Origin of the sequence: Microbacterium sp. Root1433D1 (genome assembly GCF_001426835.1) — a bacterium.
GTDB lineage: Bacteria > Actinomycetota > Actinomycetes > Actinomycetales > Microbacteriaceae > Microbacterium > Microbacterium maritypicum.
In genome coordinates this window covers 1,066,570-1,080,126 of record NZ_LMFN01000002.1, presented here as the reverse complement: position 1 = coordinate 1,080,126, position 13,557 = coordinate 1,066,570, and the positions used below count along the sequence as shown (strand labels likewise).

Annotated in this window: 10 protein-coding genes; 5 read left to right on the top strand and 5 right to left on the bottom strand. The window is 67.5% G+C overall.

The annotated features are described in order from the left end of the window. The 3 genes from ASD13_RS11050 to ASD13_RS11040 all read left to right on the top strand — a co-directional run. The coding region (locus tag ASD13_RS11050) for a rhamnan synthesis F family protein (RefSeq protein ID WP_162246291.1) at positions 1-1,405 on the top strand (1,405 nt) is incomplete at its 5' end. 52 nt (positions 1,406-1,457) lie between these two features. Continuing rightward, the gene (locus ASD13_RS11045; protein ID WP_235562537.1) at positions 1,458-2,363 is read left to right on the top strand and encodes an ABC transporter permease; all 906 of its coding nucleotides are present in this window, start codon (positions 1,458-1,460) and stop codon (positions 2,361-2,363) included. Beyond that, complete coding sequence (locus ASD13_RS11040) at positions 2,363-3,574, top strand: ABC transporter ATP-binding protein (protein WP_017831138.1); 1,212 nt, start codon at positions 2,363-2,365, stop codon at positions 3,572-3,574. Before ASD13_RS11045 ends, ASD13_RS11040 begins: the two co-directional genes overlap by 1 nt. A 1-nt stretch (position 3,575) precedes the next feature. Here the strand turns inward: ASD13_RS11040 and galE are convergent, their stop codons facing one another. Both galE and ASD13_RS11030 read right to left on the bottom strand, forming a co-directional pair. Further along, complete coding sequence (gene galE, locus ASD13_RS11035) at positions 3,576-4,592, bottom strand: UDP-glucose 4-epimerase GalE (RefSeq protein ID WP_055869113.1); 1,017 nt, start codon at positions 4,590-4,592, stop codon at positions 3,576-3,578. 71 nt (positions 4,593-4,663) lie between these two features. After that, positions 4,664-6,790, bottom strand: a complete 2,127-nt coding sequence (locus ASD13_RS11030; RefSeq protein ID WP_162246290.1) for a glycosyltransferase — start codon at positions 6,788-6,790, stop codon at positions 4,664-4,666. Between the two features lie 95 nt (positions 6,791-6,885). On the opposite strand from ASD13_RS11030, the gene ASD13_RS11025 reads away from it, so the two are divergent. After that, the gene (locus ASD13_RS11025) at positions 6,886-7,782 is read left to right on the top strand and encodes a glycosyltransferase family 2 protein (protein WP_235562536.1); all 897 of its coding nucleotides are present in this window, start codon (positions 6,886-6,888) and stop codon (positions 7,780-7,782) included. Then, entirely contained in the window at positions 7,779-9,587 is a 1,809-nt protein-coding gene (locus ASD13_RS11020; protein ID WP_157535616.1) for a glycosyltransferase, read from the top strand. The genes ASD13_RS11025 and ASD13_RS11020 overlap by 4 nt, the downstream gene beginning before the upstream one ends. Positions 9,588-9,613: 26 nt before the next feature. Here the strand turns inward: ASD13_RS11020 and ASD13_RS11015 are convergent, their stop codons facing one another. The 3 genes from ASD13_RS11015 to ASD13_RS11005 are packed head-to-tail and all read right to left on the bottom strand — an operon-like array spanning position 9,614 to position 13,457. Further along, the gene (locus tag ASD13_RS11015) at positions 9,614-11,131 is read right to left on the bottom strand and encodes a DUF2142 domain-containing protein (RefSeq protein WP_017831133.1); all 1,518 of its coding nucleotides are present in this window, start codon (positions 11,129-11,131) and stop codon (positions 9,614-9,616) included. Further along, positions 11,128-12,351 (bottom strand): lipopolysaccharide biosynthesis protein, encoded by a 1,224-nt coding sequence (locus ASD13_RS11010; protein ID WP_055869109.1) that lies wholly within the window; start codon positions 12,349-12,351, stop codon positions 11,128-11,130. The genes ASD13_RS11015 and ASD13_RS11010 overlap by 4 nt, the downstream gene beginning before the upstream one ends. Then, complete coding sequence (locus ASD13_RS11005; RefSeq protein ID WP_055869108.1) at positions 12,348-13,457, bottom strand: glycosyltransferase; 1,110 nt, start codon at positions 13,455-13,457, stop codon at positions 12,348-12,350. Before ASD13_RS11005 ends, ASD13_RS11010 begins: the two co-directional genes overlap by 4 nt. Positions 13,458-13,557 lie beyond the last annotated feature (100 nt).

The following is a 13,557-nucleotide window of genomic DNA, read 5'->3' as shown; positions in this document are numbered from 1 at the left end:
GTTGCCGGAGATGCCGTCGTATTTCGATGCGGTGCTCAAGCACGAGACGATCTTCACGGATCATTTCGCGCAGCTCGGCTTCACCCACGACGTCGCCTATCCCGCTGCCGAGATCGGTACCAAGAATCCCTCGCTCTACCGGGCGGAGGCCCTGCTGGACGCAGGATGCCCGGTGATGAAGCGCCGCCCCTTCATGCAGTGGCCGCCGTATCTCGATCGCCATGCGGTCGTCGGCCGATGGACCCTGGAGAAGGCGGCCCAGTACGGCTATCCGATGGAGCTCTTCTGGGAGAACGCGGCCCGCACGATCCCCCCGAAGGACCTCAACACCGATGCCGCCATGCTGGAGGTGCTGCCGGACTACGACCGCGGCTACGATCCGGAGGCACCGCTGCGCACGGTGGTCATCGCGCACATCTTCTATGTGGAGATGACCGATGAGATGCTCGATCGCGCCGACACTCTCCCGGGGGACTACGACCTGGTCGTCACGACTCCCGACCCTGAACGCGCCAGTGCGATCGCGGAGACCCTCACCCGCCGTGGCCACCGGAGGGGTGCCGTCGACATCCGCGTGGTCTCCTCGAACGACGGGCGCGACCAGAGCGCATTCCTCATCGAATGCCGCGATGTCCTGCTCGGTGACGACTATGACCTGGTCGTCAAGATCCACTCGAAGAAGACGCCGCAAGACGGCTTCAACGTCGGACGGCACTTCAAGGAGCAGCAGTTCGACAACCTGCTGAACAGCCAGGGCTACACCGCCAATCTGGTGTCGCTGTTCCAGAAGGAGCCCGGCCTCGGGATGGTCTTCCCGCCCATGATCCACATCGGCTACCCCACCCTCGGGCGCGGCTGGTCGGTCAACAAGGAGGGCGCAGCGGACATCGCCGAGCAGCTGGGGATCTTCGTGCCCCTGGACGACATCTCCCCGCTCGCTCCGTTCGGATCGATGTACGTCGCTCGTCCCCAGGCGCTGCGGCTTTTGATCTCGCATCCGTGGACGTACGAGCAGTTCGGCGGTGCGGAGGCCTACAAGGATGGGGGGCTCGCACACATCCTGGAGCGCATCCCGGCGTATGCGGCCGGGGAGCTCGGGTACCACGTGCGAACCGTCTCGACCACCGAGTACATGTCGATCAGCCATTCCTCGCTCGAGTTCAAACTCGACGAGATGTCTGTCACGACGCCGGGATACGCATACGAACAGATCGAGCTGATCAGACTCGCGGGCTTCGTGGGTACGGGCTCGCGCTCGGACTTTGCAAGAATGTACATGCGCGTCAATTTTCCCGGAACCGGTGCGCGGGTGCGCGAGATCATGGCCTCAGACACCCTGGCGGGTAAGGTCGCTCGTGCTGTGCGACGGCCTCGAGCAGCGATACGACGCATTCTCGGCCGATGACGGTGCGAGGTTCGCGTGGCCGTAGCGGCAATCCCAGAAGTGAGTGAGGATCTTGGAAACGATCGATAGGTTTGCTCGGCTCGAGAAGGAGTCGTTCTCCACCATCGACGCTCGGGGACTTCGAGTGCGCGGTGGGAAGCTCAGGGAGATCTTCGGTCGCCGTGAACTGCTGGCGCTCCTCATCCGGCGCGATCTTCAGGCGCGCTACCGCGACAGCTTCCTCGGGTTCCTCTGGACGATGATCAAGCCGCTCATCCAGTTCCTCATGTACTACATCGTGCTGGGGCAGTTCCTCCGCGCTGCCGAGGGTATCCCGGACTTCGCGATCTATCTGTTCTCGGGGTTGACGCTCTACGTCTTCTTCAACGACATGATCGCCGGATCGACCGGGTCCATCATCAACAACGCCGCGCTGGTGAAGAAGATCTATCTCCCTCGTGAGGTCTTCCCCCTCGCGAGCGTCGGAGCCGCCGCCTTCATGGGAGCGGTGCAGCTCGCCGTTCTCCTCGTCGCCGCGATCGCCTTCGGTGCGCTCCCGGCGCCGGTGCAGATGCTCTGGTTCTTCCCGTCGCTGCTGCTGGTCGTGGTGTACGGCTTGGCCCTGGGGCTCCTGCTCGCCGCCATGAACGTCTACCTCCGCGACGTGCAGTACCTCACCGAGGTCGTCCTCATGCTCGCGATGTGGGCTTCGCCGATCGTCTACTCGTGGTCGATGGTCAAGGACGTCCTCGTGCGGTTCTCGCTGCCAGAGTGGGTCATCGAGATCTACGCCGCGAATCCTCTGACCATCGGCGTGCTCGGCTTCCACCGGGCGTTCTGGGGCGCCGGTGGCAGCGCCGACTACCCGCCCGAGCTCGGATTGCGCATGCTGATCGCGACCCTGGTCGGTATCGTCCTTCTCTGGCTCGCGCACCGATTCTTCGTCCGCGTCCAGGGCAACTTCGCACAGGAGCTTTGATGTCGATCACAGGACCGGACATCGTTCGTCTCGATGAGGTCAGCAAGCACTTCACCGTCCGCAAGGACAACAGCCTCAAGGACCGGATCGTCCACTTCGGACGCCTCGGCAGGGATCTCCGCGAGGACTTCGTCGCCGTCGACGACGTGAGCCTGCGCATCCAGGCGGGCACCACGGTCGGTCTGCTCGGGGCGAACGGCTCCGGCAAGTCGACCCTGCTCAAGCTCATCGGCGGCATCATCTCCCCGACGACCGGAACAGTGCAGACGCGCGGACGCATGGCTGCGCTGCTGGAACTCGGGGCCGGATTCCACCCCGACCTGAGCGGTCGCGAGAACGTCTACCTCAACGCCTCCATCCTGGGCCTGTCGAAGGCGGAGACGGATCGGCAGTTCGACGACATCGTCGAGTTCAGCGGCATCGGGTCCTTCATCGACACCGCCGTGAAGTTCTATTCCTCCGGGATGTACGTGCGTCTCGCGTTCGCGGTCGCCGTGCACACCGACCCCGACATCCTCCTCGTCGACGAGGTGCTCGCTGTCGGCGACGAGACCTTCCAGCGAAAGTGCATGGATCGCATCACCCAGTTCCGTGCCGAGGGCCGCACGATCATCCTGGTCAGCCACTCGGCGCAGCAGGTGGCGGAGCTGTGCGACCGCGGCATCGTGCTGCGTGACGGCGCCGTGATCCACGACGGCGACACGAACGAGGCGATCCGTGTCCTGCGTGAGTCGCTCGATCAGCGTCGCCGCGACTCCACCAGCGCCTCCGACGCGCAGCCGATCAGCGTCACGAAGGTCGAGCTGCTCGACCGGGATGGCGTCGTGGGGAACACGATCGTCTCCGGCGACGCCGTGACGATCCGGATCCACGTCGCCTCCGAGCACCTGTTCGACAGGTGGGAGGTCGGTTTCAGCATCGACACCCCGTTCGGACACATGGTGATCGCATCCAACACCGACATCCTTCAGCAGCGCCTCGCCCCCCTCGACGGCACCACCTTCGTCGACCTGCGGATCGAGAGCCTCCAGCTCGGGCACGGTCAGTACTTCGTCAACGCCAACGTCGCCGGCGTCAGCGAGGTCAGCACGCACGCGCTCATGCAGGCCGTGATGCTCAACGTGGAGGGCGCGGAAGACACCATGGGTTCCTCCGCCGCCCGCGTGACCGTCGCGGGTGCCGGGGCGGGCGCGGAAGAGGCGCGGCCCTGACTCAGTCGGCGTAGCCGCGAGGGTTGCGAGACTGCCACCGCCAGGCGTCGACCGCCATGGTCTCGACGTCTCGTGACGCGGTCCACCCCAGCTCCTCGGCGGCGCGACGGGTGTCCGCCCACGCCTGCGCGAGATCGCCTTCCCGACGGTCGGCGATCCGGTAGGGGATCTCGGTTCCCGTGGCCGCCTCGAAAGCCTTGATCAGTGCGAGCACGGAGGTCGCGCGTCCCGTGCCGAGGTTCCACGCGCGGACGCCCTGACTTCCGTTGAGCTTCTCGAGGGCGGCGACGTGGCCCTCTGCGAGGTCGACCACGTGGATGTAGTCGCGCTCTCCGGTTCCGTCTGCCGTCTGGTAGTCCGCACCGAAGACGTTCACATGCGGAAGCCGGCCCACCGCGACCTGCGAGATGTAGGGAGCGAGATTGTTCGGGATCCCGTTCGGGTCTTCTCCGATGAGTCCGCTCTCGTGCGCGCCGATCGGGTTGAAGTAGCGAAGGAGCGCGATGCTCCACGAGGGATCCGCCTGGGCGACGTCGGTGAGGATCCGCTCGAGCATGACCTTGGTCTGCCCGTACGGGTTGGTGGCGTCAAGCGGGCCGCCGTCCTCTTCGTAGGGTGAGTCTCTCGTGTCTCCGTAGACGGTGGCCGAGGAGGAGAACACGAGTCGCCGCACACCGTGCGTCGACATCGCCCGCAAGAGCGAGAACGTGCTGTCGAGGTTGTGGGCGTAGTAGCGCAGCGGCTCGGCGACGCTCTCGCCGACGGCCTTCAGACCCGCGAAGTGGATCACCGCATCGGGGGAGACCGACGAGAACACCTCATCGACCCCGGCATCGTCTCGCAGGTCGAGGTCGAAGTACGCGGGCGCGCGGCCGGTGATCTGTTCGACCCGCTCGAGAGCCCGCGGCGAACTGTTCGCGAAACTGTCGATGACGAAGACCTCGTGGCCTCGCTCCAGCAGGGCGACCAGAGTGTGGGAACCGATGTACCCGGCTCCACCGGTGACGAGCACGCGCAATGTTTCTCCTTCGGTCGACTGTTCTTCGATGGTAGCGGGCGTTCACCGCGAGCCCGGTGAGGCTGCGGGGGTCAGAGGAGTTCCTGTGCCGTGTCGAGCAGATGCCTGGCACGGGCGTCGAACGAGTCCTCTTCCCGAATGCGTCGCGCGATCGCTGCGAGCTCGTCGTCCGAGGGGAAGAGGGCATCGAGGTCAGAGAGGGTGAGCTCGTGGAGCTCGGGAACGTCACGGTACGTCCGCACGGCCGGTCCGAAGATCTCTGAGATGCCTGCCACATCGTCGCTGATGGCGCGGCCTCCAGAAGCGACGACATCGTAGAGGCGGTTGGACACGAAGCCGTTGCGCTGCATCGCGGGCCAGTGGTCGTTGAGAACCGCACCGGCGGCCTCGTACACCGCGGGGAGCCGATCATTCGGCACGTGGGTGCCGGCGATCGCTCCGGCGGGGATGTAGCCCCGCCAGTCCGGCCCGTACACACGGACAGGTGCTCCGACGCGCAGCGGCTCCACGACGGAGGGTCGCGCGATCCCGCGCGCCGTCCCGACGAAGACGAGATCGCGCGAACGTGTCAGGCCCTGTGGGGTGAACCGGTGCGGATCCGTGCACTGCAGCAGGGGGGTGACGGGGGTGGAGAACCGGGTCGTCGCGGCTGCCGCCCACGCCGTCGACGCGGCGAAGCATCGATCGAAGGCGGAGAGCTCCTCCGCGTGGATCTCGTCGGGATGACTGATGATCCACAGCAGATTCACACGGCTGCGCGACGGCCGGAGCGGATGGGGTCCGCGAAGGACGACACTCACATCGTCGAGCACATCGGAGGAGCGCTGGGCTGCCGGTCGGGCATCGACCGCCGCGTACTGGCCCAGGCGTTCCAGGGCCGCTGCGAGGCCGCGGGCGAAGTGCGTGTCGCCCCAGGCCTCCCCGGTGGGCCCGGCGGGAGCCGCTGTCTTCACCGACCAGCGCAGCCGCGGCACGATCGAGCCGTCGGGAAGCGTCACGGTCTCCACGGCCGTGCGCTTCATGAGGGGCCAGCGTGCGTCGTCGACCTGCAGACCGCGCCCCACGCTGAGCGCGTCCATCCGAGTGTCGCCGGAGGGCCGGCTCATCGCCGCGGGCACGGCGGCGGAGCGGACGGCGACGCCCAGCAGCGTCCGCGGGCCCTCCATCGACCCCACGCGGAAGGCGCGGACAGGGCTGTCGAGGACAGCGGAGTCCACGTGGTCTCCGAGCCCGCTCACGTCTTGTGCCGGGTGGCCGGCGAGGAGATGACGCCCTTCGCCATCACGCACGACGACACCTGCCGAAGCGATCGTCCCGTCCATACGCAGCCACAGCGGCGCAGCGGGCGCACGAGTCGCGCTCTCGAGCAGGGTGAGCGCGTCTTCAGCGGAGATCTCGGAATCAGCGTCCCGCACCAGGAGCAGCGTGCCGGCTGGCACGGTGGTATCCGTGGGACTCACATCGGGAGCACTGTCGACGACGACCGCGTTCCCCTGCCAGAGCGGCACCTGGGCGCAGGCGAGGCGCAGCGCTGCAGGGGTCTTCTCATCGACGACGAGCCAGAGCGCGGAGTCCGAGACGGACGAGACTGTGAGGGCGGTGCGCAACGCCGTCCCGTCGTCGTCACCGGGGCCGAAGCGCCAGATGAGCAGACGCGGCCGAGTCACCGGCCCCAGCGCGTCGTGCGGAACCGGAGGCAACCGCTCTGCGTGAAGGAGTTCGGCACGCGTCACGGCGACCGTGGACGAGCCGATGCCGATGTCCAGTCGTCCGCCGTCCAGCGATGAGCGCCACGCCGCGCCGACGGGCCCTCCGGGTGCGCGCAGCGAGTCGGGGTGGGCGGCGGCGTAGGCGGGGGCATCCCACGTCTCGCTGGTGTGGATCTTGGCCTGATCGTTGATCAGATACGCGTACAGCGCGGGCACCCGGCCGGCGTCGGGGAGCTGCGATCCGACTCTGCCGTCGAAGAAGAGGGGATTGAGCGACAGGCCGTCCCGGTGACGCCCGCGGACGTAGGCCCTGATGGCTGCGTTCGCGCGGAGCCGCCGGCCGACCTGCAGCTGCACGTGATCGAGGTCGACGAGCTCTGCGCGACGAATGGTGCGAGCCCACCAGACGCGGTCGACGGCGGCGAGGACCCCGCGCACACCCGGGATCCCCCGCGAAACCCGCCAGATACGCCTCAGAGCTGCGAACACCATCAGAGTCTATTTGGTGAGGTTCCCCGCGGCCTCCGCCGTCCGGGATGATAGGTTCGATGAACCGGCCATCCCGCAGCTCGACAGGAGATCTCGTGCCTGATTCGACTGTCCGCGTCGGCATCGTCATCCGCACCAAGGACCGCCCGATCCTCCTCGCGAGGGCACTCCACGACGTCGCGGCGCAGAGCTTCCCGTCGTGGGCCGCTGTGGTCGTCAACGACGGGGGCCCCCGAGGCCCCGTCGATGCGGTCATCGACGCGTTGCCCGAAGGGGTCAGACGCAAGGTCGAGGTCATCCACCACACCGAGTCGCTCGGACGATCGGCGTCTGCGAATGTCGGTGTGCGAGCGCTGAGCTGCGAGTTCGTCGTGCTCCACGACGATGACGACCTCTGGCATCCCGAGTTCCTCGCCGGCTCCGTCGAATGGCTCGATTCGCATCCATCGGATATAGGTGTCGTCTCCAGAACCGAGATCGTCTACGAGCGCGTCGAGGGGACGACCTTCGTCGAGACGTCACGGGCACCGTTCTGGGCAGACCTGGCGCAGATCACCTACGCCGACATGCTCCAGGTCAACCGCTTCGTCCCGATCGCCTACGTGTATCGGCGTGCGGTGCACGACGAGGTCGGGCTCTACCGAGAAGACGTCCACGCCGCCGAGGACTGGGAGTTCAACCTCCGGGTGCTGCGCTACCACTCCATCGGGTTCATCGACGGCGAGCCGAAGGCCTACTGGATGCAGCGCCGCGCTTCGACCGGCGCGCTGGGCAACAGCATGTTCGTGCTCGCCTCGGAGCACGAGTACTACGACAAGCTCATCCGAGACGAGGCTCTGCGCGAGTTCGCGCAGAAGCACGGCGACGGGATCATGCTCTACCTCTCGCGCTACATCCAGGACGAGGTCGCGCGACAGCTGGACGAGAGGCGTCCGATCTCGCGACGGATCAACACGGCGCTACGCGCGTGGCGACGCCGGTTCACCTCATGACGACAGCAGCCGGCATCGCCGAGCAGATCACGGCGCAGCGGATCGTCCTGCCGCATGCCGACCGCGCGGATGCGATGCCCCTCTACGTGAACGGTGCGGCGGACGTGATCGATCGCCGCGCGCTGCGTATCGCAGCTGGTGCGGACGCGTCGTTCGATACGTACTTCAACGCCTTCCCGTCCGGATTCTGGCGAACCCATTCCACGATGACGCGGCTCCTCCTGCGCCTGGACGTCGAGGGAGAGTGTCGCGTAGTGCTCCGGGGCGCGCACGCCGACGGGACGCACGTCGAACTCCACGCGGTCGATGCCTCGACGTCGCAGCTCCTGATCGAAGTGCCGAACGCCGGTCGTGAGTACGCCTGGGTCTGGTTGGTCGTCTCGGCCTCGACGGAGACCGTCGTCCGCGACGGAGAATGGGTCATCGAGGCGTCGGAGCGACGGGAAGTCCGTCCCTCGATCGCGATCACGACGATGAACCGCGTCGACGACTGCGTCCGCCTGGTCGACGCCCTCTCCTCTGACGGGCTGCCGGATCTCATCGAGCGGGTGGTCGTCGTCGACCAGGGGAGTACCCGCATCCGCGAGGCCATCGCCCCCGTCCTGGAGCGGGCAGCTGTCGATGTGAAGCTGATCGAACAGGCCAACCTCGGAGGATCGGGCGGCTTCAGCCGAGGGATGATCGAGGCGCTCGGAACCGGGGCGACCCATGTGCTGTTGCTCGATGACGACGTCATGCTGGAGACCGAGTCGGTGCGGAAGATGTGCGCCCTCGCCTCCGTCGCCAGGGCGACGCCGTTGATCGGCGCCCAGATGCTCAGCTTGCGCGAGCCGACCGTCCTGCACTCGATGGGCGAGGTCGTCGATCGGCGTTCGATGTGGTGGCACGCCACAGAGCCGGATCTCGTCGCGGCAGATCTGCGTGAGCACCCGATCGTGAAGACGGCCGGATTCCTCCGCCCGAAGGATGTCGACTTCAACGGATGGTGGATGTGTCTCATCCCCGCGGCGGTCATCCGGGAGATCGGTGTCTCGCTCCCGTACTTCATCAAATGGGATGACGCGGAGTACGGTCTCCGCGCGAGCGCAGCAGGACACCGCACCCTCACTCTTCCCGGGGCCGCGCTGTGGCACATGCCCTGGACGGCGAAGGACGACGGTCTCGACTGGCAGGCCTACCATCAGCTGCGCAATCGTGTCGTGACCGCTCTCCTGCACTCCTCGAATCCTCTCCGGCTCCTCGTGAGCTCATGGGCGCAGGACGTGAACCACGTGCTCTGCCAGCAATACGGCTCAGCCGACGTCAGATCCGTCGCGCTTCGAGACGTCCTCGACGGACCGGCGCACCTGTGGGCGACGCTGGGCACTCGTCGGAGCGACATGCAGCGGCTGCTGGCCTCGCGCGGCCAGACGATCACCGCGTTCGGCGACTCTGCCGAGATACCGGACAAGGCGCATCGGCCCGCCGCTCCCGACGGGCTGCGAGGACGCATCGTCCGGCTCGTGCGTGTTCTTCTCGCACAGCTCGGATCGGTCGACGAAACGGCCCCGCCGACCCGTGTGCGCAGGACTGACGGGAAGTGGTGGAGCATCGGCATGCTCGACCGTGTCGCCCTGGAGAGCGCCGCGGGAGATGGCGTGTTCCTCCTCCAGCGGGACCGCCGCACCGCCGCGCGACTTCTGGTGAGGTCGGGATGGCTTCGCCTTCGACTTCTGGTCGCCTGGCCTGCACTCGCACGCCGCTATCGTCGAGCGGCGCCGGATCTCGCGAGGCCTGCGGCCTGGGAGCGCGCCTACAGCGAGTAGGGGGGGCGCTCCCAGGCCGCAGACTCTCAGACGGCAGCGGGCTGTGCGTCGAGCGATCGCATGTATCGCGAGCCGATGACCGCGAGGAGCGCCATGAGGCCCGCGAATGCTGCGGAGCCCAGCAGCCAGACGACCAGAGGTGTGGGACCTGCGGCCCACCACCAGGCGACGTCTCCGGAGGGGCTGAGCGTGCCCGGGCCGGTGTAGCGGCGGAGGTTGTCGTACAGTGCCACGCTCTGTGCAGCGCCGAGAAGCACGGCCATGACCCAGATCTGGACGGGCGAGAACCGCAGCGCCGCACGCGGAGTGCTCTCCTCCGCGGAGCCGCGCAATCCCGAGTGGATCGCCGGAGCGATGGCGGTGGCCAGGAAGAGGGTGATGAGGGGGAGGACGTATCGCGGCTGAACCTCGTAGCCGACCGTGGTGCGCATGGAGACGAGGATGTAGACCGGAACGACGACGGCAGCCGCACCCGTGCCGGCCAGGGCGAGGAGCTTGCGCCAGCCCTGCCAGCGCAGAGCGGCGAAGAGCGCGCCGGAGAAGGCGAACATGGTCGCGCCCCAGACGACGGCATGCAGCGTGGTGTCCAGCCACCCCAGGCCCCAGTTGAGACCGAAGATCCCGGCCCACAGTGCCGGCAGCGACAGCAGGTTCATGCCCAGCAGGGTCAGCTTCGACGGTCCGCCCGGAACCGGTTCGGCGGTCCCACCCAGCGCGAGACCGGTCTGGCCCGCGGTGAGGAAGGCGACGGCTGCGAGAACGACGAGAAGGAGGGGGAGGAGCGCAGTGAGCGCGAAGCGCTTCGTCGGGCGGAACGCGAGCACCGCTGCCGCTGCGACGGCGACGATCGTGTACGCGGCGGCGTCGCCGCGGGCGCTGAGACCGAGGAGAGCGGCCACCGCGGAGATCACGCCGAGCGCGATGCGTTGGCGTCCCGTGGTCGCGAAGAAGCCCAGCAGAGCGGGGAACAGCACGGCGGTGGAGAGCAGCGCCCAGCTGCTCGGATTGACCGAGGCGATGAGGAAGACGCCGAGCGGGACGAAGGTGAGGGCGATGCTCGCCACGAGTGTCAGGCGCAGCGCCCGAGGCAGGAAGAGCCACGTCGCGATCATCATCGCCGTGAAGATCGCGGAGTGGAGAAGCCGGATCAGGATCGTGGAGACGGCCACGTTGTCACTCGCCAGGAACGACGACACGAAATAGAACCCGGACGGATACTGGTTTCCGGTGTTCACGCGCGTGGACTCGCCGAGCTCGTAGCCCTCGTCCAGGTAGTCGCTGCCCTGACAGGACGCGTCCTGCTCCGGGTGGAACGCGTAGCACGCGGACTCCGCGATCTTGTCGGGGATCTCCCTCGAGCGGTCGTCGTCGCCGGGACCGCAGAGGTCTTCGCGCGCTCCGTTGCCGCACCAGATGCTGGCGAGGTGGAAGTCGTCATCGGGTCCCGCCCCGACCGGTGAGGCCAGGGCCCACATGCTCAGGGATGTCATGAGCATCAGGGCGGCCGCGATCGTGCCGATGATCCGTCTGGCAGGCCTCGTCATGTGGTGATGTCCCTTCGAACGTGAGTAGACGTGGTCGGCGCGAGGAACGCGCACAGAATGATGACGATGGAACCGCCGCCGCCTCCGAGAGCGTAGCCGACGAGCGCTCCCCACTGCCCCCAGACGGGGGCGAGCAGGAGCATCGTGGCGGTGCCGATGACGAAGGCGAACATCCAGATCCGGGCGGCGAGACGCTCGCGTCCGGAGGCGAGGAGGAGAGCGGAAGGCGCCGACGTCAGCGAGAGCAGCAGCACGATGCCGAGAAGCACCTGCATCGCCGGCACGCCGTCGGCGTACCTCGTTCCGTAGAACAGGTCGAGAATCCAGGGGGCGAAGACGATCAGAGCGCCGAAGATGAGGCCGAAGCCGGCGGCCGTCAGGGCGAACAGCCGCCGATGGGAGGCGCGCATCGCGCTCGGGTCCGCGCGCAGTCGCGCGAAGTGGGGGAGGAGCACCTGGCTCACCGCCTGCGCGACGATGTTCGCGGGGGTCGCCAGGGTCAGAGCCGCCGCGAACATCCCGGCTGCCGTCGGGGTGTCGAATGCGCGCACGAAGATCATGGTCGCCGGCAGCATGCCACCCATCACCAGCGCTCCGAACGTGGCCTCGCGCGTGAAGGCGAGGGTCTCGCGCTGAAGACTCGACGGGCCGGGCGCAGCGACCGTGCGGCTTCGTGCGAACAGCGCGAACAGCAGGTAGCCCGCCGACAGCGGCAGGAGCAGCACCCAGCTCGAATGCGCGGTGAGGACGAGCAGGAGGACCGTGATGGCGAGCAGCGACGACACCGTGTCCAGAACCGCCGCGCGCAGCAGGCGGTTCTCGCCGGTGAGCACTCCGCGGGAGAAGACGTAGGCGTTGTAGCTGAAGACCAGCACGGCGCTCGCGAGTCCGATGGGAAGGTCGCCGGTGATCCACCAGGCGATCGGGATCGCGATCAGCGAGAGGGGGATCGTCGACACCCAGAACGACGTGCGAAGCGCACGGATGCTGTCGGCCGCCGTCTCGGGGTTCGCGAGGTAGCGGGTGGCGGCGATCGCCGCTCCCGCAGGCCAGACCAGGGCGAGGTACACGGCGAGCGAGAGGATCGCCGTGGTGTCGCTGAGCGCTTCAGGGCTGAGGGTGCGACCGATCACCAGGGTGTAGAAGAGTCGCGCGACGCCTTGGATGCCCATCCCATAGGTCGACAGGATCAGCTGTCCGGCGACGGAGTGCTGTTTCACGGCTTCCCGGCGTCAGCGAGCAGGCCGACGAAGGCCTCCCGATACCTGCGCGCGACCGCAGCGGGGTCGTATCGTGCTTCTGCGCGTGTGCGCGCGAGGACGGAGAGGCTCTGACGTTCGTCGTCCGAGAGGCGGGTGTAGCACTCGAGCGCCCGGGCGAGATCGTCGACATCATCGGGCTTCACCAGCAGGCGGTCGTCGTCGACGAAGTGCGCACAGCTGCCGACGTCGGTCGAAATCACGGGAACCCCGGCGCCGGCAGCCTCAGCACCGACCAGCGGCGAGCTCTCGCCGTACTTGCTGGAGATCACGAGGGCGGCGCCGTGCTGGAGCACCTCCGCGGGACGGGCGGTGGGCCCGGCCAGCTGGATCCGGCCCTCCGCGAGGAGCTGCTCCGCTCCCGCGTCGGCCACGAGGCTGCGCATCCGTTCGTCGTCATCGTCGACACCGGGACCGTAGGCGCGCACGCTCCACTGTGGAGCCTGATCCGCGATGCGGGCGAAGGCGGCGAACAGGACGTCGTGCCCCTTCACCGGGTGGTTGCGTGCGAGGGAGAGGAATGTCCTGCTGGACGGGTCGAACGATGCCGCGTCGGGGACATCGGCGCCGTTCAGGATCGGAGGGAGGACCTTGCGCATCCCCAGCTGCCGGATGAAATCCTGCATGCTGGCGCTGTCGCCGGAAGGGATCACGCCATCGAACCGGAACGAGAGGATCCCGACCGCTCGGGCGATCGCGCGGGTGAGGGGGTGGTCGGCCTTGGTGAGGCGCTGGGTGTGCATGGTCGTCGTCTTCACCGCGCTGCTCCGGGCGAGAGCGGTGAGGAGGTCGGCATGGAACAGGTGCGAGGTGATTACATCGGGAGCGAAGTCGACGATCTCGCGCTCGAGCGAGCGGACCATGCCCATGATGTTCCGGGACGACCCCGAGTAGCCGAGATAGTGCACGCTCTCGAATGCATCCTCCAGCTCGGTGCTGAGCGTGCCGGGCCCCATGACGACGACGAGGCGGAGCACGTCGCCCTCGTCCCACGACCGCGCGAGAGTGGCGAGCAGACGCTCGGCACCGCCGATGTCGGCGTCCGTGACGACGAACAGAACGCGCATGTGTCCGCTTCCTTCTCGAGCCGTGGGCGATCACACGGCGAACAGATCGATACTATCCACGCTGCCCGCGTGAACCCTGATCGGGCGGAGGGCTCCGCCG